We start from the raw sequence: 19,105 nt of genomic DNA, 5'->3' as shown, positions 1-19,105 counted from the left end.
AGTCAACAAATAAGAACAGATAAACTAACAATATAAAATAAAGACATTATGAACTCATTAGTAAAAACATTCGCAGCGGCAGCCTTAATCACAGTATCAACTTTCGCTATGGCAGCTGAAGGACCGGGAACAAAATCGGCAAAAGCAAACGTTAACCTTTCCACAGCGGACTTGGCTTTAGATCACTACGTTGCGGTAACGACAGAGGGAGAATCAGCAGGAGTAGAGCAGTTGTTTGCAGCTGATTTCAATCAAAAGATTCAAGCTACCAATGCGCAGTCTAACAGCCGTAGCGAAGTGATTAAATCCTTGAAAAAACAAAAAGGCGAAAAGCTGAACTGTACAGTAAGCACTGATATCATCGAGGAATCTGCAGACTACATGGTTGCTAAAGTAACCTTAAAATTTGAAAACTTCACCAAGACTGATCTAGTTACCTTGGAGCGTGTAGGCAATGACTGGAAAGTTTCCAAATCAATCAATTCGTATAAGTAGAAGCCATCTCAAATAAATATATATGTTGTAGAGCCATATCGGAAGATGTGGCTTTTTTGTTTTGGCGTATAGACAACATCCATGGTAAAGAGATATGTCTTTTTTTTGCCTTTTATCAAATTTTTGATCTTAAAAGAAGGGTAGCTTTGGGATATTAAATAAATCAATTATGAAAAAGCATAGTTTCTTAATGGAAAGACTAGTAAGATATAAAGCGTTTATTAATATCATTACAATATTGCTTTTACCTCTACCGGGTGAAAAGTTTACGCTCCTTTTTTTTATGGTGTTATTTCTTGCTCTATTTCAATTTTTTACTTGCCTGAATTATGTTGATTTCATCAATATGTGGGACTTAGTTGTTCAAGCTCTACTGGCGGTTATTTATATTATAATCTGTACAACAGTTTTACTGCATTCGTTATATATCATAAAAAGAAGACTGGGAACTACATTAGATAGGATATTTTCGATAGTTATAGGGATAGCAGGTCTTTATAGCCTACATGCTGTCCTACAATACCCGGATATGTTTTCTTTTGCTTGGCTTGCATTATTTTTCATTTTCAATATAATGAGATGGATGCTTATAACAAAGGCTGATTATTAGCGGATGATATGCTTATTGGAGCAAATAAAGGATCCCGAAAACTAGGGGGCAGTACTTTTTCAGTTTAGTTTAGAAGCCAGATCCTGAAATCTGGCTTTTTACGTCAAAAGGGTCTGATTCTCATCAGACCCTTTCTCTTAGCGTTTACTTGTACAGCAATTTTTATGTTTCCTATCGTTTCCTCTTTTTTGTTTCGTCATCCAATGTTTTTTAAGACAATTGGATTTTCACTGTACGACGCCAATTTTATGTTGAACCTTTCCTTCGAAAGATAGCTTGGAGCCGCTTTGTATTATAAGAACAATTGCCATTTCCAAATAGTTTTATCGGAGTAAATTTTTTTGATAACTTGTATTGGCTTATTTATACTGTATGAAGATCTTGCCTTCCTTTTTCATTTCAATTTATTTCTCCCATTCGTTTCTGTCTGGATACATCTTGAGATCTTTGAATTCGTCAAAATCATTAAATAATTTAATACCTTTTAACAAACGAGTTCCATCTCGATCGGATTGCTTGAATGCTATTAATGCAAAGCGTTGATCGATCTTTTTACTTTGTATTTCAAATAAAACCTGAGATGAATTAACATTTATGCAAAAGGCTGAAACTGTGGCTCCTTTTAAAATAGTGTTCGTAGAATGGCTCCGTAAATAATCGACTATAGATCCTGATGAATCGATTTCTTTATACAGCATATCTTCGAAAGCTAATTTTTTCTCAATTGATATTGCTTCCCAAGGATATTCTACAAAGGCTGTTGTAGGATTTTCGATAATAAAATCCTCAATTATTTTAGTGTCAACTCCCGCTAGGTGGATTCTTTTAGGTTCTTCTGGCAATTCCTCACTATCTTCTATCATTATACCTCCTGTGGGAAATAAAAACAGTCCATTTTCGAGTTGAATATTTAATCTTAAGGCCAGCCATTCTTTTAAATTCTGACCATTTGTATTTAGAAATTCCTGGGCGTGCTGCTGAATCTGTGCGAAATATGTTTGACTGGGGTTAACTTGTGGAAGCTTTTGCTATTAAAGATAGCTGTTATAGTCTGATTATCGAAAATTCAATGCTTTATTCTAAACCCTTTCCTCTCCCCATTACCGCCATTCACCGAGTTTTCCTGATCGTTGGTCTAAAGGCCATAGGCTAGGGGTCTATTGTGTTGTAGTTTTGAGTCAACAAATAAGAACTAAAAACTAACACTATAAATAAAGACATTATGAACACGCTAGTAAAAACATTCGCAGCAGCAGCTCTAATCGCAGTATCAACTTTCGCTATGGCAGCTGAGGGACCTGGAGCAAAAGCAACAAAAGCAAACGTTAACCTTTCTACAGCAGACTTGGCACTTGATCACTATGTTGCGGTCACTACGGAGGGAGAATCAGCAGGAGTAGAGCAGTTGTTTGCAGCTGATTTCAATCAAAAGATTCAAGCTACCAATGCGCAGTCTAACAGCCGTAGCGAAGTGGTTAAATCCTTGAAAAAGCAAAAAGGGGAAAAGCTGAACTGCACAGTAAGCACAGACATCATTGAGGAATCGGCAGACTATATGGTGGCTAAAGTGACCTTGAAATTTGAAAACTTCATCAAGACTGATCTGGTTACCTTGGAACGTGTGGGCAATGACTGGAAAGTATCCAGATCGATCAATTCGTATAAATAGAATTTAAATAATTAGTGGTTTGCCAGTAATAAAAGACAAACCACTAGTGAATCATATGTTTATTTATGGCCACGTCGAGAGATGTGGCTTTTTTATGATTTATCTATTTTTTTAGTTCGGTTTATTATCCTAAATAATCTCGTCAGGGATTTGACTCAACTGTGAAACTAAATAATTAATGGGGGCGGTCAATTCAGATTGGTTACAATCGTATTGATCAATAACGCCGTAGATTTCAAACGATGATATATTAAAGCCTTCTTCAATGTCATTATAGTAAATTATTTGATTTCCAAATAAGGCAACCACCCAAAAGCCCCCACTCTCATCTCCAAACGATTTTTCTTGCCACTTATGAGGAGTTACTTTGATGAGATTCCAAAGGTTTAAAGCTTTATAATCCATTGTCAGTTCTGCTTGCGAAATAAGAAGTTCTATTTTGTCAATTGATATCGGTGGCCACATGCACTAAGATAATGAAATTTTGAAATAAATTATCTCTCCCCGAATCTATAGCTTCATTGAATCGTTAATTCGAATGATAACTTTCACCTCCCCATTCCAGCCATTCACCGAGTTTTCCTGAGCGCTGGTCTAAAGTCCATAGGCTAGGGGCCTATTGTGTTGTAGTTTTGAGTCAACAAATAAGAACAAAAAACTAACAATATAAAGTAAAGACATTATGAAAGCATTAGTAAAAACATTCGCAGCAGCAGCCCTAATCGCAGTATCAACTTTCGCTATGGCAGCTGAAGGACCTGGAGCAAAAGCAACAAAAGCAAACGTTAACCTTTCTACAGCAGACTTGGCACTTGCTCACTATGTTGCGATAACTACGGAGGGCGAATCAGCAGGCGTAGAGCAGTTATTCGCAGAAGATTTCAATCAAAAGATCCAAGCTACCAATGCGCAATCTAATAGCCGTAGTGAAGTGATTAATTCCTTGAAAAAACAAAAAGGAGAAAAGCTTAACTGTATAGTAAGCACCGACATCTTAGAAGAATCAGCTGACTATATGGTAGCCAAAGTGAGGTTGAAATTTGAGAACTTCACCAAGACTGACCTAGTTACCTTGGAGCGTGTGGGCAATAATTGGAAAGTATCCAAATCAATCAATTCGTATAAATAGAATTTTACAACTGGTGGTTTGCGGCAAATAAATGACAAACCACTAGTGAATCATATGTTTAAGTTTAGTTTAATAAGCCACGTCGGAAGATGTGGCTTTTTTAGTTTGGAAATTTGCATTTGAGCAACAAAAGATTATTGTTTTTGCATAATACCATATTTCTTGTTTTGATCATCTTTGGCGTTTGTTCCTGCGTAGCTATCTAAAATCCGCATGGTGGCCGCTTTTAGGGAACGTCCGAATTCCGTGGGATGATAACCTGGTCCAGTAAAAAATTCCACCTCATGATTGATTTTTGAATACCATACTCTTCCTACATCCTTGGGACCCAGGGTATCTGGTCTCGTTATTTTCACAAATCCCTCGAGTTTGTTTTTATCTAAGCCTATCACTTGATAAGGCTGTGTCTTACTCTGACAATCTACCTCAATATATTTTTCTCCATTCCAGCACATGCACTCTTCAGGCGTCAGAAAATGTACGGTAGTCAATATTGCCAATACCAAAAGTGCTACACCTGAAAACCTCAATACAAGTTTGTTTTTTTTGAAAAATGGTTGCGGATATTTAAATCTGTCAATATCATCCTTGTTTTGCCTCCGCTCATTTGAGTCATTTTGAATGTTCAGATCGTCAATTAATTCTTCAGCTTTTTCTTCTTCCGGTTTATCCTTAAGTTCTTTGTTTTCACCCGTCAATGTGGAAATCATTGGTGAACCCTCCGATGTTGGCTCTTTATCGTCGGTAGGGATTAAAGGGGTATCTAGTTTATCAGTCAGTGATGAGCTTTTTCTTTCATCTATTGGTGATGGATCCTTCACCCCATCTGATGTTGAGGTATCATAGCTGTATCGAAATGGCCTCGGTTGATAGTCCACGAGTATTGCGAGTAGCTTCACTACTCGGTCTTCAGGATCTTGCGTAATGTTAAGTGCAAATTTCTGCAATGCCTTTAATGACCCAGTATTGTATTTCGCTATTGCTTCTTCCAAGCTCTTTTCTTTTTTATATGGATCAAAGAACTTTTGTAAAATTTCGATATCCTCGGGAGGCAAACCTTCGGATAATCTAACTAAGCAATAATCTCTTAGCTTGGCGGGCGAAGGATTAACTAATAAATCATCCAGCTCATGGTTGTTTTTCTTTGCCTCATATAGGGCAAGAACCTCTTCTTTAAATTTGGCAAATGTCGTTGGCATGGCATCAAAATTAAGCTAATTCTACACCGGAATTTACGGAATCCCGTAAGTCAATACATTCTTTATACATCGGAATTCATAGAATCTTTAGCATTTTATCGGACCTTTCGGACCTATCGGAATCATTTGATAAAAAGGGTTTTAACGGCTATAACTTTGTTCTCGAAGTCAGATGATGGATCGATTAAAATATAAACAAAGATACTAATCTGATTTCACAATGAGAAGATCTCGCGGTAGTCTTTAGCCGGTTTGGGAAGCAGCTTCTGCCTCCCGCGATTGACACTCTTACTTCCCAAAAAATTCAGAAGGCCTTCTGAAAACATTTGTAGCAATCCCGTGCATGGTGCACGGGGACTACTCATTTTTTCAACTTTTTAAATTTTTTGAATCATGTGGAGTTTAATATTATATTTTCTATTTGGAATCGGTCAACCGTCTAATTCACAACCTGGCGCAGGAACGTCAACAGTACAAACGGCAGATGCACCTCCTGTGGATCCGGGGGATAACGGGGGGGAAACGAGCACGCCAATTCCACCTCGGCCACCAAAACCATAACAAATACACAAACGGGAGGTAGCATCTAGTTACCTCCCGTTTTAAATTTATATATTGCTTTGATGGCTAATTTTAATTATTTTCGAGAAAAATGAACCATCTTGAAGCCTCTTTATATATTCCTCTCCCTGTTATTTTTTTCCTCTTGTTACAAGAAAGAAATAGATAAACAACCTTCAGCGGAAAATCCATTTTATGATATTGCATACAATTATCTCGAACAAGGTGTTTCCGATAGTGCGTTTTTAAATTTTAGTCGGGCTAAAGATATTTTCCTTGAATCTAAAGACAGTATAAATACAGGCAATTGTTTAATTATCATGGCAATTTTGCAAAAGGATCTAGGAGATTATTTTGGAGCACAGGAGACCGCCTTACAGGCCTTGAATTTTTTGAATTTCGAAAACCCCAAACATCGTATATATTTAAGTTCCGATTATAATAATTTGGGAGCCAGCACTAATAAACTTGGTGACTATAGGAAAGCAATTCTATTCTATAAAAAAGCTATTCACTTTTCAGACGACTCATTGACAACATCAGTTTATAAAAATAATTTAGCAATGAGCTATATGAATGTTAAAGAATATGATAAAGCAATTGATATTTTAGATAGTGTATTAAATGAAGTGCATGCTTTGCCAACTGAGTATGCAAGATCTTTGTCGAATATAAGCTACGTCCGATGGCGTAGAAATTCAAATTATTCAGCAGTTTCAGGTCTTTTAACAGCCCTGAAGATTAGAGAGGAAAAAAAAGATTTATGGGGCCTGAATGCAAGTCTAGCTCATTTAGCAGACTATTATGAAAGGATTAATCCAGACTCTTCCTTATTCTATGCTCGAAAACAGCTAGCCATGGCGAGACGACTTAAGAGTGGAGATGATCAGATGAAAGGCCTCTCACGAATGATAAAGGTAGGCTCGTCAGACTCAATTACCTTTTATTTTAATCAATTTGAGACAATAAGCGACAGCATCCAGCAAGCCCGCGCCGCCGCCAAAAACCAGTTCGCCCTAATCCGCTACGAAGTTGAAAAAAATAAAGCCGATAACCTGCGGCTGGAAAAAGAAAATGCCGAAAAGCAGAACCGTCTTATACGACAACGCGCGATTACAGGTGCAAGTATTTTTTTACTCCTATTAGCTGTTGGTGGAGGAACGCTTTGGTACAAACGACGCAAGCAACGTCTAGAACTCGAAGCACAGAACCGCGTCAAAGAGACGCAGTTGCATCTTTCTAAAAAGATCCACGATGTCGTGGCCAATGGCATCTACCGGGTGATGTCGGAAATCGAACATGGCGATGAAGTGAATCGCGATGACGTACTCGATAAACTGGAAAATATGTACCACCAGTCGCGCGATATCTCGCACGATGTCGAACAGGAAACGATCACAGAGATACCTTATAACGAGCAACTGGCCAGCTTACTCAAATCCTTTGCTGCTGACCATCGGAAGATATTAATCGCCGGTAATGATGCCGAACAGTGGGACGATATTAGCAAACGTATTAAAGATGAAGTGAAGCATGTGCTTCAGGAGCTGATGGTCAATATGAAGAAACATAGTCAGGCCGAACAGGTCGTCATACGTTTTGACATAACAGACCAACAGCTTAACATATTCTATAAGGATAATGGTATAGGAATCCCACAAGAAAAACCGAAAGGAAAAGGGTTATCGAATACGGTTTCCCGTATTGAAAGCTTCGGTGGTGAAATTACCTTTGTGAATGAACCGGGAAAAGGGCTCAATATCACGACCACTATCCCATTATAAAAAGACAATAATGTATGTTTAAGAAAGTACTGATTGCCGAAGACCACGAGATAGCCAACATTTCTGTGCAGAAAACCCTGCACGACCTCGGTATTCACAATACCAAATACGTTTATTACTGTGACCATGCGTTGACCTGGATTAAAAATGCGATCCGCGATGGCGAACCATATGACCTACTCATTACGGATATCGAATTCGAAGATGATGATAGTCCGCAGGAGATAAAGGATGGCCTTTCACTGATCAAAGCTGTCAAGATTGTACAACCAGACATTAAGGTTATTGTCCTGACGGCCAAGGACCGTTCGTCCCTGATCAATGATATGTTCAAGAATAACGAGATTGATGGCCTTGTTCGCAAAGCGCGCCGCGATGGCCAACATCTGCGCGAGGCATTGCAAGCTGTTGATCAGAACCGCACGTACCAATCACCCGACAGTAAAAAATTTATTCAGGAGCAGAACTCGCACGAGTTTACGCAGTTTGACCTGCATATCATTAAACTCCTGTATGAAGGCGTGTCCCAAAAAGAAATGCCCGAATATCTCCAGCAGCGTGATATCCGCCCGTCGAGTCTGAGTAGTATCGAGAAAAGGCTCAACCTCATGAAAGATGTACTAGGTTTTATCAAAAATGAACAGCTTGTTGCACACTGCAAGGAATTAGGTTTTATATAAATTATCTTTGATATCGGATTACGGTTTTCCGTAAAGAATCTTGGGGGTATCGTGCTACTTTTGTGAAAGCAAGGTAAATAACGAGGTTGGGTTACTTGCCGAAAATACGATATCTGATGAATTCAAGATATTTAGTGCCATATTTTAACCAATAAGATGATGAGAAAGGGCTATCCACCGATAGCCCTTATTTGTTTTTATGATCATATATAACAGCCGACTTATAAGAGATCCAGCTAAATGCTCGATCATTTAATCAGCCTGATTGGAAAACGTATTGATTGTGTTTAACGAATAGTAAGCGATTCCATTATCCGGATATTCTTCCAAAATTTCTTCGTATAGCGCTTTTGCTTTTTCGGCTTGCCCGGTCTGCGAATAACAGAATGCAATATTACAGAGCGCCATTTCCCGATAGCTCATTTTTGAAGCGCTAAACATGGTAACTGCCCGATATTTATCTAACCATTTCTTTTTTGTAAAGAAATCGACACTCTGTTTAAAATATTCAATCGCACCGTTAAACTCATTTTGTTTGACTGCTTTCATTCCCTTTTTGTGGCTCTTTGGAATGAGCTGTTGCAATGCTGTTATTAAAATGAAAAAAAGAACTGAGGCGACGATCATGCCCTCAAGTTGGAATAAGAATAAGGAAGCTACCATCAGGACCATCCAGAACACAATAAGGATTAAAACAGCTGGCCAGGACACTGACCTTACAATAGGAACATTTGCACTCATATAGATTAATAAATTGCTGGTTGTAATTTTTCTAAAAGGTATCAAAATTTCTTAAAAAATCCTCTTTCAGTATGTCGATGACGTTAAGTTTTAAAGCGGTATTTATCGTATCGAAAAGGTCTGGCAAATACGGTTTCCCGTATTGAAAGTCTCGGCGGCGAAATTACCTTTGTCAATGAACTGGGGAAGGGACTTGATTATGATGCTCCAAATCCATAAATGGACGAAACCGATGCGACAACAATAGTATCCCTGCGTTCAATAAGGGATTTTGTGGTGGAAAGGCGGAGTATTTCCAAATGTTCGTTAATGGAAGAATCTTTTTCAACGAAACGGTCACTGCCGGGCAGATACATCTCAGGCTGAAAATAATCATAATATGAGACGAAAAACTCAACAGCATTCTCTGGAAAAAATTGCTTCATTTCATCATATAGCTGAGCAGTCAAGGTCTTGTTAAGTGCAAGAATCAAGGTCGGACGCTTTAGCTGGTGGATAATGTTTGCCATTGTAAAGGTCTTTCCTGAACCTGTGATACCTTTGAGTGTCTGGTGGGTAGCTCCAGATTCAATTCCCGAAACAAGTCTTGCGATAGCATCCGGCTGGTCTCCTGCGGGAATATACTATGAGTGTAATATAAAAAGGCCTTTTGACATAAGTTTCCTGTTAGTTGGTTGTAACACAAATATAATTAAAAAACTGATTCACGGTTTGCCGGTGTTCCGGGAAAATCAATGTTTCATTGATCCGTAAACTAAAGCTCTGGAATTTAATGTTTGACTACTAGACATAAAATAGTTTGGTAAGACCATAATGTGCGTCGGACTGTTATTGATCAGGCACAGTTATCTTTTTTCTGAGTTCAGCGACACCACTCCCTATACAATACAGTATTATTAAAATATAACCCGCTCTTTTACAGTGGTCAAGAAGGTCGCAAATGTATATTATATAATGTTATATGTATAATATCATGCGTCTCAGGCAACATACCTTTGTATTATCAAATCAGAAGATCTGATGATAAAATATCCTTACTACAGAAAATGGAAGAGAATAGTTCAATAAATAATTTAAATATAATCCTGGATGAAATTAAAGCGATTTCATCAGTGCTGAATCCGGTATCGCTACAGACACTGGAGGACAATTTAAAGAAAGCGGACCGTATATTTTTTGCAGGTGCCGGACGTACAGGCTTAGCACTGAAGATGGCTGCCATGAGATTTATGCATCTAGGCTTAAATGTATATGTTGTGGGTGAAACAACTACGCCCGCAATCTTAGAGAACGATCTTCTGCTGGTAGGCTCCGGTTCTGGAAGCACGCCGACACTTGTAATCGCCGCTGAAAAGGCAAAAAAACAACATGCAACTGTAATAGGCATTACAGCGGATTCGAATAGCAAAATTGCTAGCCTTTCAGACCATGTGGTGCTTGTTAATGCGGCGGTGAAGACGGACTTTGGAGAATCAGCGTCCCGTCAGTATGCTGGAAGTCTCTTTGAACAGTCTGTCCTTTGGGTCCTTGATGCTGTATTTATGACACTGTGGAGAGATTCAGGCCTGACAAAAGAGGAGCTCTGGCCGAAACATGCCAATCTTGAATAACGAGAAATACAATTAAATAAATATTAAAATTTTATATTATGACTAAGTTACAAGTAGCGATTGACTTATTGACTACAGAAGCAGCCCTTGATTTGGCTGCAAAAGTATCACCTTATGTGGATATCATCGAGCTGGGAACACCTTTAATCAAAGCTGAAGGTCTAAAAGTGATCACCGCAATGAAATCCGCGCATCCTGATAAATTGGTCTTTGCGGATCTGAAAACAGCTGATACAGGTGCATTAGAAGCAGAAATGGCATTCAATGCAGGTGCGGATCTGGTAACCGTAATGGGTGCTGTTGATGATTCCACGATCAAAGGTGCAGTAGAAGCTGCAAAAAAAGCCGGTAAACAAGTAGTAGTTGATACGATCGGCGTAAAAGACCGTGTACAACGTGCCAAAGAAGTTACAGCCTTTGGTGTGGCATTTGTTGAGTTGCATGCCGGCCTTGATGAACAGGCTCAGCCGGGTTATAACGTGCAAAAACTTATCGGTGAGGGCCGTGAGGCACAGGTTCCTTTTTCGATTGCCGGTGGTGTAAATCTTGACACGATTAAAGATGTCGTGGCTGCTGGTGCAGCAGTAGCTGTTGCCGGAGGAGCCATCTATGGTGCCCAGGATCCAGCTGCAGCAGCTAAAGCCCTGAAAGAAGCCATCACAGCATAAATCAGAAAGTCGGACTATCCTTCGAAGTCTTCTCTGTACTAACAGGGAAGACTTTATACTGCAAATCTAATCTGCTCAATTTTTAACTGTAGTGAAGAATGATATAAATAGAATATTTAAAGATTTAGAAAATGAAGACATATAATTTTGGTATAGTAGGCCTGGGTGTGATGGGCCGAAATTTATTGCTCAATATGGCGGATCATGGATTTGCTGTGGCCGGGCTGGATATGGATCAGGAGAAGGCCGGTTCATTGCAGAATGAAGCACAGAAAGACCATCAGATTTTTGCAACCGTTGATCCGGAATCCTTTGTTAAATCTCTGGAAAGCCCGAGAGCAATAATGCTCCTTGTTCCTGCGGGTTCTGCTGTTGACGGGGCAATAGGAACTTTACTTCCCTTGCTGGATGAGGGCGATATAATAATCGATGGGGGCAATACCTATTTTTCTGATACCGACAGGAGGTATCAGGAGCTTTCGTCAAAGGGAATCCACTTTTTTGGTATGGGAATCTCAGGTGGTGAGAGCGGGGCCAGAAGGGGGCCGAGTATGATGCCCGGAGGTGATAAGGTAGCTTATGAGCGATTACGCCCCATTTTTGAAGCAATTGCTGCAAAAGTTGATGATGCACCATGCGTTGAATTTTTGGGTAACGGCTCAGCGGGCAACTATGTGAAGATGGTTCATAACGGTATAGAATATGGAATTATGCAGCTTATTGCAGAGACCTATGATATAATGAAGAATGTCTATCATCTGGAGCATGAAGTGATACAGGAATCATTTGAACAGTGGAATAGGGAAGAACTGAATTCCTTTCTCATTGAAATTACCGGAGCTATTCTAAAGCGAAAAGAAGAGAATACTTTCCTGGTGGATCTGATTTCAGACTGGGCTAAATCCAAAGGGACAGGTAAATGGACATCTCAAAATGCAATGGATCTTCAGGTACCCGTGCCTGTGATCGACGCTGCTGTCAATATGCGGGACATGTCCAAATATAAATTGGAAAGGATTAAGGCATCGAAACTGCTGACCTGGCAAAATGCGTCAAAAGTTGATCCTGTTGATCTAGAACATCTGAAGGCCGGTCTTTATTTCGCCATTATTAGCACATACGCACAGGGGCTTGCCCAGCTTAGGATGGCATCTGATACCTATGGTTATGGACTGAATCTGGAGACCGTGTGTAAAATCTGGCGCGGGGGATGTATCATCCGTGCGACACTTCTGGAAGACTTCCGAAAGGCGTTCGCTTTACAGCCGGATCTTGCAAATATTCTGCTTGACAGGGAGATTGCTGCCAAGTTAAATGCATCACAGGCAGGTATCCGGTCCATCATTCGGGATGCCATTCAGAATGGTACACCTGTTTCGGCATGGATGAATGCACTGTCATATTTCGATGCTTACCGTGCAGAAAATTTGCCTACGAACCTTATTCAGGCACAACGGGATTTTTTTGGAGCGCATACTTATGAAAGAACTGATAAGGAAGGCGTATACCATACCCGTTGGGAATCTTAAAATTAAATAAAATGAAAAATAATGATAAAAAGCCAACCTCTATCGTAGTTTTTGGGGCAACAGGAGATTTGGCGAAAAGAAAATTATTTCCTGCATTTTTCAATCTGTTCCTGGAGGGTTGGTTTCCCGAGGAATTTGAAGTTCTTTCACTGGGAAGAACGGAACAGACACAGGAAGAATTCAGGAATTATATCCTTGAAAATATCAGGACATTTTCAAGAATCCAAAAATTCTCCCAGGAACAATGGAATAATTTCAGTGAGAAAATTAAATTTATCAGATTTGATATAACACAGGAGGAATCTTTTATCCGGTTGAAAAATGAACTTGATACCATTGATGTAAACTTGGGGATCAGATCCAACCGTCTGTTTTACCTTTCGGTAGCACCCAGTTTTATTGAAACGGTATCGAATAGCTTAAAAAATGCAGGTCTTACCGAGAATGTTGATCAGGACAGGATGATCATTGAAAAACCTTTTGGCTATGATAAGGCTTCGGCCGTAGCACTCAATAAGCTCCTTTCGCAGACTTTTAAGGAAGTGCAGATCTACCGAATCGATCATTACCTTGGAAAGGAGAATGTACAGAATATCCTGGCTTTCCGTTTTGGAAATACCATTTTTGAACCATTGTGGAATAATAATTATATCGATTCTGTACAGATTACCGTTGCGGAGACTGTCGGCATTGAAGACCGGGGCGGATACTATGATGGGTCGGGTGCTCTCCGTGATATGATCCAGAACCATTTGATGCAGATTCTCTGCATGATTGCCATGGAAGCTCCCGCTGCATTTGAATCGTCAGAGATCAGGGACCGTAAAGTAGATGTGCTCAAAAGTGTCAGAAGGATGAATCTTGAGGATATCGGACATTATACGGTAAGAGCACAGTATATCGAGGGAGAGATTGACGGTAAAAAGAAACCTGGCTATTTGGAAGAACCCGGAGTGAATCCAAACTCAAATACCGAAACATATGTTGCGATGAAGTTTTACATTGACAATGAACGCTGGCGCGGGGTACCGTTCTATATGCGGACGGGCAAGCGCATGCAGGAAAAAAAATCTTCCATCGTGATCAGTTTCAAAGACGTCCCGTGCACGACATTTCGAGATGATCTGAATATTCTGTTCCCCAATAAACTGGTGATCAATATCCAGCCAGAAATGGACGTCAGGCTGTCGTTCATGACCAAAAAACCAGGTCTGGACATGAAGCTGAAACCGGCTGAAATGGTATTCGACTATTTTGAATGTTCATCGGAAACTCCTGAAGCTTATGAAACCTTACTCTTGGATGCTCTTGACGGGGATTCTACTCTTTTTATGCGTTCGGATCAGGTGGAGGAGGCCTGGGATGTTATCTCTAATATTCAGGCCGCCTGGGAAAGCGGAAATTCGCCAAAGATGGACACGTATGCTGCTGGAAGTGCGGGGCCTGCAGCTGCAGATGATTTATTGAAGAGACAGGGGCATCACTGGTTATCTACTTCTGCCGAAAAATTTAAAAAGGAACAAGATGCTTAATATATTTGCGACCACAGAAGAAATTTTCAAAGAAGCTGCAGCGGTTTTTATCAGTTCTGCAAATGAAGCGATTAGGCAGAAAGGATATTTTGCTGTTGCACTGACGGGCGGATCTTCACCGGAAGGCCTGTATAGGTTATTATCGGAAGATCAGTATAAAAACCAGATCGACTGGACCAAAGTACTGATCTTCTGGGGAGATGAAAGGTGGGTGCCACTTGACAATGACCTGAGCAATGCCAGGATGTCCTATGAGCAGCTCTTGGACAGAGTGCCTGTTCGGCCGGTCAATGTCTTTCCCATGTACCGGGACGGTATAACAGCAGAGGATTTTGCTGCTGTATATAATGTATTATTAAAAGAAATGCTGGGAAGTGATGGCAGAATGGATCTCATCCTTCTTGGAATGGGACAAGATGGGCATACTGCCTCGTTGTTTCCGGGAACCGAGGCGTTGGATGAAACAGAAAATTGGGTCACTGCGTATTATCTGGAACAGCAGCAGATGTACAGGATTACACTGACGGCCCCTTTTCTTAACAGGGCACGAAAACTACTCGTGATCTCTTTTGGAGAAACGAAGGCGGAAGCTCTCAAAGAGGTTATCGAGGGACCTTATAACCCCAGAATATACCCGGCACAATTGCTTGCGCCATCTCAGGGAGAATTATTATTTTTGGTAGACAAAAAAGCAGCAAAATATTTGCACGGCACTATTTAATATAAAAAATAAATATGATCACACATCATCTGAAAGATATTCAGCATAATTCTGAAAGGGCAATCACGCCCTTTCATATTTTTGAATTGGACAGGAATGCGCTGGAGGAATATAGGGAACCGCATACAAAAGACCATTTTTGTCTATTATTTGTTAAAAAAGGCAAAATGAAAATGCAGGTAGAGGACCGTCGGTACGATGTGACGGAAAATAACATCTGTGTTATATTTCCTGGACAGCTATCATCAAAAGAACAGATCAGCAGCAACTTTGAGGGCAAGATGATCCTGTTTGATGAAGTGCTGTTCTGTTCGGATATCCTTAAAAATGAGCTGAGTATTTACAATCACAACATTTCTGTCAAACTCAATCATATTGAACTGCCCGTAGCGGAGACCAAGGAAGTAGAGTTGCTGTTGGATCAGATAGAAAAACTATACCATGACCTAACATCGGTAAAGAAAGAACAGGCACGGTTTTACATCAAGATAACGTTACTTAAGCTGGTCGAGTTTGTCCACACGAAGTGGGACAAGAATAAACTGACCAATGAAAATACAAAACTCTATGGGAAATTTTTAGAATTACTGGAGCGGTATTACAAGACAGAACGTACAGTAAGCTGGTATGCGGAAAAATTGCTGATTTCACCCAAAAAATTAAATGAGATCACCAAGAAAACCGCGGGGCTGACCTCGATCGAAACCATCCACGCAAGGATCATGAATGAGATCAAGCAGCTGTTGCTGCTCTCCAGCTATTCCCATAAAGAAATTGCTTTCGAACTTGGCTTCAACTCACCCGCTGCACTTAATAAGTTTGTTAAGGCTAAGCTTGATGAAACACCCACGGACCTGCAGCAGCAATTGGCGCAAATGTATAAGACATAGGTATAAGTTGGTTGCGTGACCGCCGGAGAATTGAACGAGGTTTGTAACATAAATCTTAAACATATGTTACCAACGGTTAATTTAAAAGATACAGCGGCTTTTCAGAAGCTTACGGCACATTTCCAGATGATAAAAGATGTGCAGATCCGCAATTTGTTTATAGAAGATCCCCATCGCTTCTCCACGTTTTCAGTGCAATGGGGCGATGTACTGTTTGATTATTCAAAAAACAGAATTACTGGAGAGACGCTGAACCTTTTGCTGGAGCTGGCAAAAGAGGTGAAACTAGACCAGGCGATTGATAAAATGTTCGCTGGAGACAAGATCAATGCAACGGAGGGCAGGCCTGTTCTGCATACAGCACTGCGCCAGCCAAAAAATGCGGTAATTACTGTTGATGGAGTGAATATCATACCCCAGGTTCATGAAGTACTGGACCAGATGAAAAATTTCACACAGGATGTACTTTCGGGAAGCTGGACCGGATATACGGGAAAGGCGATAACTGATGTTGTCAATATCGGGATCGGTGGGTCAGATCTCGGCCCCGTCATGGTAACGGAGGCTTTAAAAGCATATAAAACGCCTCTGAATCTGCATTTTGTATCGAATGTCGATGGTACGCACATTTCTGAGGTCTTTAAGCATGTTAATCCTGAAACTACACTTTTTCTTATTGCTTCCAAAACATTTACCACCCAGGAAACGATGGCCAATGCCCATAGTGCGCGTTCTTGGCTGCTTGAGGCGGGGGCTGAAATAAAAGATATCGAAAAACATTTTGTTGCGCTGAGTACGAATGAAGCTGAGGTGGAAAAGTTCGGAATCAATACGCGTAATATGTTTGTGTTCTGGGACTGGGTAGGGGGCAGATATTCATTATGGTCCTCAATAGGACTATCCATCAGTCTTGGAATAGGATATGATAATTTCCAGGCGTTATTGGAGGGTGCCCATGAGGCCGACGAGCATTTTCAGCATGTTCCCTTTGAAAAGAACATTCCGGTAATCATGGCTCTTTTGGGGATCTGGTATATCAATTTTTATGGTGCTGAGACCTTGGGTATTTTTGCGTATGATCAATACCTGCACCGTTTTGCGGCCTATTTTCAACAGGGGGATATGGAGAGCAATGGTAAATATATCGACCGTAACGGTCATGTAGTTGATTATCAGACAGGACCTATAGTCTGGGGCGAACCTGGTACCAATGGACAACATGCGTTTTATCAGTTACTTCATCAGGGGACTAAGCTGATACCTTCGGATTTCATCGCGCCTGCTCAGAGTTTAAATCCGCTGGGAGAACATCATAAAATACTATTGTCCAATTTTTTTGCGCAGACCGAAGCACTGATGAACGGAAAGTCAGCGGAGGAAGTGATAACCGAATTGCAGGGATCAGGAAAATCGGCTGATGAAATCGAGCAGCAGCGTAAATACAAGTATTTCAGGGAAACCGTCCGACAAATTCATTTTTGCTGAAAAAGATAACGCCAAAATCATTGGGTAAACTGATCGCTCTTTATGAACATAAAATTTTTGTGCAAGGGGTCATCTGGAACATTTTCAGCTTTGATCAATGGGGTGTTGAACTTGGTAAACAATTAGCTAATGCTATCTTACCTGAACTTCAGGAGGATCACCAGGTTCAGGGCCACGACTCATCTACCAATGGGTTGATCAATCAATATAAGTCCTGGCGCTGATTCAGGATAGGTTTTACTCCGAGTATAAAAAGCAGAAGTAATAAACTTCTGCTTTTTATACTTGATACAGTACGCTATATGCTGTATGTCAGTGATTAAATGTATAAAAATGAATGTTGTGCTCAGTGTAAAGTATTTGATTTTGAATAGAATAACGGTTGTTTTCTGCCTTTTTGTTTTAATTTCAGTTGTTTATTCATAAGGGAGCAAATGTATATCATATAATATTCAATGTATAACATCAGCGTCTGTCATTGCAGTACTTTTGTATAAGAAATTTAAAATAAAATATGAGCAAATTATTTGTTGCCAGCGAAGTATTTCACGGAGCTGGAAGTTTATCAGAATTAAAGAACCTTTCAGGAAAGAAAGCGATCATTGTAACTGGTGGACAATCAATGAAAAGAAGTGGGACCTTAGATAGAGCACTTTCCTATTTAAACGAAGCAGGACTTGAAACTGCTGTTTTTGACGGTGTTGAAGAAGATCCGTCTTCGGAAACAAGTCTTAAGGGAGCTGCAGTGATGCGTGATTTTGAACCGGACTGGATTGTTGGTCTTGGGGGCTGTTCTGCAATCGATGCGGCAAAAATGATGTGGGTCTTCTATGAATATCCCGATGCCGATTTTGAGGCAATGACAAAACCTTTCACTGTTCCGACATTACGCCAGAAGGCTAAATTTGTAGCGATCCCTTCTACAAGTGGTACCGGAACAGAAACAACAGGTCTGGCGGTTATCACTGATAGAGAAAAAGGGGTGAAGTATCCGATCGTTTCTTACGAGCTAACTCCGGATATTGCAATTGTAGATGGAGAAATATGTGCTTCAATGCCGGCTCACATCACATCAAATACGGGGCTGGATGCTTTGACACATTGTGTGGAAGCCTATGTGTCGAATATTGAAGACAACTATGCAGATGTACTGGCAAAAGGAGGTCTGGAAATTGTTTTTCAGAATCTGGAAGAAGCGGTGAATAATCCGGGCAATATCAAGGCTCGTCAAAACATGCACGATGCTTCATTTATGGGAGGTTTAGCTTTTAATAATGCATGGTTGGGTATTGTACACTCATTATCGCATCAAGTTGGTGCCCTTTATGGTATTCCCCATGGTGCAGCCAACGCGATATTCCTTCCAAATGTGATCCGTTACAATCAGACAGCAACAAACAGATACCCTGATCTGGCCAAAATTGTTGGCAGGACATCAGCAGAGGAGCTGGCTCAGGAAATTGAGAAACTTAGAGCGTCCGTCAACAACATAGGTTCACTTAAAGCATTCGGTATTTCCCGTGAAGACTGGGAGAAAAATCTGGATTTCATCAGCAAAAATGCTTTAGAAGATCCATGTACAGGTTTCAATCCGCGTAAACCGACTTTACAGGACCTAAAAGATCTTTACAATGCTTCTTTTGAAGGCAATATCTATCAGAATTAGACCAGTTTGATGAAGAAAGTGGTTTACCCTTTAATTTAGGGTGGATCACTTTCCTCCGTTTGGTATTTTGGAACTATATTTATTAAATTGGAATCGGAAATTCTTATTTTGAATTCATATGTGTCCTAAATAAATT

At 40.2% G+C, this 19,105-nt stretch carries 18 protein-coding genes and 2 pseudogenes; 14 read left to right on the top strand and 6 right to left on the bottom strand.

Features of this window, described 5'->3' with window-relative positions; translation table 11 throughout:
* The first annotated feature begins 48 nt into the window (after positions 1–48).
* A complete protein-coding gene (locus B4Z47_RS14935) occupies positions 49–495 on the top strand; it encodes a nuclear transport factor 2 family protein (RefSeq protein WP_286709360.1) in 447 nt (148 codons plus the stop codon).
* A gap of 1,014 nt (positions 496–1,509) precedes the next feature.
* Here B4Z47_RS14935 and B4Z47_RS14930 read toward each other — a convergent pair.
* Positions 1,510–1,968, bottom strand: coding sequence for a hypothetical protein (locus B4Z47_RS14930; protein WP_070566342.1), 459 nt, complete (start codon positions 1,966–1,968; stop codon positions 1,510–1,512).
* 359 nt (positions 1,969–2,327) lie between these two features.
* On the opposite strand from B4Z47_RS14930, the gene B4Z47_RS14925 reads away from it, so the two are divergent.
* Entirely contained in the window at positions 2,328–2,774 is a 447-nt protein-coding gene (locus tag B4Z47_RS14925; RefSeq protein WP_201639619.1) for a nuclear transport factor 2 family protein, read from the top strand.
* Between the two features lie 129 nt (positions 2,775–2,903).
* On the opposite strand, the gene B4Z47_RS14920 is transcribed toward B4Z47_RS14925, so the two are convergent.
* Positions 2,904–3,239, bottom strand: coding sequence for a hypothetical protein (locus B4Z47_RS14920; RefSeq protein WP_070564650.1), 336 nt, complete (start codon positions 3,237–3,239; stop codon positions 2,904–2,906).
* Between the two features lie 217 nt (positions 3,240–3,456).
* On the opposite strand from B4Z47_RS14920, the gene B4Z47_RS14915 reads away from it, so the two are divergent.
* Entirely contained in the window at positions 3,457–3,903 is a 447-nt protein-coding gene (locus B4Z47_RS14915) for a nuclear transport factor 2 family protein (RefSeq protein ID WP_201639618.1), read from the top strand.
* A 134-nt stretch (positions 3,904–4,037) separates the two neighbouring features.
* Here B4Z47_RS14915 and B4Z47_RS14910 read toward each other — a convergent pair whose 3' ends face one another.
* Entirely contained in the window at positions 4,038–5,102 is a 1,065-nt protein-coding gene (locus B4Z47_RS14910; protein ID WP_070564644.1) for a hypothetical protein, read from the bottom strand.
* A gap of 215 nt (positions 5,103–5,317) precedes the next feature.
* Entirely contained in the window at positions 5,318–5,467 is a 150-nt protein-coding gene (locus B4Z47_RS14905) for a hypothetical protein (protein WP_159332799.1), read from the bottom strand.
* 28 nt (positions 5,468–5,495) lie between these two features.
* On the opposite strand from B4Z47_RS14905, the gene B4Z47_RS14900 reads away from it, so the two are divergent.
* From B4Z47_RS14900 to B4Z47_RS14890, 3 genes are all read left to right on the top strand, one after another.
* Complete coding sequence (locus B4Z47_RS14900; RefSeq protein ID WP_175441972.1) at positions 5,496–5,663, top strand: hypothetical protein; 168 nt, start codon at positions 5,496–5,498, stop codon at positions 5,661–5,663.
* A 101-nt stretch (positions 5,664–5,764) separates the two neighbouring features.
* Positions 5,765–7,447, top strand: a complete 1,683-nt coding sequence (locus tag B4Z47_RS14895; RefSeq protein WP_083295881.1) for a tetratricopeptide repeat-containing sensor histidine kinase — start codon at positions 5,765–5,767, stop codon at positions 7,445–7,447.
* Between the two features lie 14 nt (positions 7,448–7,461).
* A complete protein-coding gene (locus tag B4Z47_RS14890) occupies positions 7,462–8,127 on the top strand; it encodes a response regulator (protein WP_070564641.1) in 666 nt (221 codons plus the stop codon).
* A gap of 252 nt (positions 8,128–8,379) precedes the next feature.
* Here B4Z47_RS14890 and B4Z47_RS14885 read toward each other — a convergent pair whose 3' ends face one another.
* Together B4Z47_RS14885 and B4Z47_RS14880 are read right to left on the bottom strand one after the other, a co-directional pair.
* Entirely contained in the window at positions 8,380–8,868 is a 489-nt protein-coding gene (locus B4Z47_RS14885) for a tetratricopeptide repeat protein (protein WP_070564638.1), read from the bottom strand.
* A gap of 206 nt (positions 8,869–9,074) precedes the next feature.
* Positions 9,075–9,488 (bottom strand): annotated as a pseudogene (locus tag B4Z47_RS14880) (DEAD/DEAH box helicase family protein); the annotation flags it as partial.
* A 426-nt stretch (positions 9,489–9,914) separates the two neighbouring features.
* On the opposite strand from B4Z47_RS14880, the gene hxlB reads away from it, so the two are divergent.
* The 8 genes and pseudogenes from hxlB (at position 9,915) to B4Z47_RS14840 (ending at position 18,969) form a co-directional block, all read left to right on the top strand.
* Positions 9,915–10,478, top strand: a complete 564-nt coding sequence (gene hxlB / locus B4Z47_RS14875) for a 6-phospho-3-hexuloisomerase (protein ID WP_070564632.1) — start codon at positions 9,915–9,917, stop codon at positions 10,476–10,478.
* 38 nt (positions 10,479–10,516) lie between these two features.
* Positions 10,517–11,146, top strand: a complete 630-nt coding sequence (hxlA, locus tag B4Z47_RS14870) for a 3-hexulose-6-phosphate synthase (protein ID WP_027374807.1) — start codon at positions 10,517–10,519, stop codon at positions 11,144–11,146.
* Positions 11,147–11,277: 131 nt separating this feature from the next.
* A complete protein-coding gene (gene gndA / locus B4Z47_RS14865; protein ID WP_286709536.1) occupies positions 11,278–12,675 on the top strand; it encodes an NADP-dependent phosphogluconate dehydrogenase in 1,398 nt (465 codons plus the stop codon).
* Positions 12,676–12,686: 11 nt separating this feature from the next.
* Positions 12,687–14,207, top strand: a complete 1,521-nt coding sequence (zwf, locus tag B4Z47_RS14860; RefSeq protein ID WP_286709537.1) for a glucose-6-phosphate dehydrogenase — start codon at positions 12,687–12,689, stop codon at positions 14,205–14,207.
* Positions 14,200–14,928, top strand: a complete 729-nt coding sequence (pgl, locus tag B4Z47_RS14855) for a 6-phosphogluconolactonase (RefSeq protein WP_286709538.1) — start codon at positions 14,200–14,202, stop codon at positions 14,926–14,928. Before zwf ends, pgl begins: the two co-directional genes overlap by 8 nt.
* A gap of 14 nt (positions 14,929–14,942) precedes the next feature.
* On the top strand, positions 14,943–15,818 hold the full coding sequence (locus B4Z47_RS14850; RefSeq protein ID WP_034722848.1) for an AraC family transcriptional regulator: 876 nt from the start codon (positions 14,943–14,945) through the stop codon (positions 15,816–15,818).
* Positions 15,819–15,881: 63 nt separating this feature from the next.
* Positions 15,882–17,527, top strand: a pseudogene (gene pgi, locus B4Z47_RS14845) (glucose-6-phosphate isomerase).
* 290 nt (positions 17,528–17,817) lie between these two features.
* The gene (locus B4Z47_RS14840) at positions 17,818–18,969 is read left to right on the top strand and encodes an iron-containing alcohol dehydrogenase (protein WP_070564616.1); all 1,152 of its coding nucleotides are present in this window, start codon (positions 17,818–17,820) and stop codon (positions 18,967–18,969) included.
* Positions 18,970–19,105 lie beyond the last annotated feature (136 nt).

Origin of the sequence: Sphingobacterium sp. UBA2610 (genome assembly GCF_002339225.1) — a bacterium.
GTDB classification, from domain to species: Bacteria; Bacteroidota; Bacteroidia; order Sphingobacteriales; family Sphingobacteriaceae; genus Sphingobacterium; species Sphingobacterium multivorum.
The sequence above is the reverse complement of the archived record's forward strand: the minus strand, read 5'-3'. Positions and strand labels throughout refer to the sequence as shown.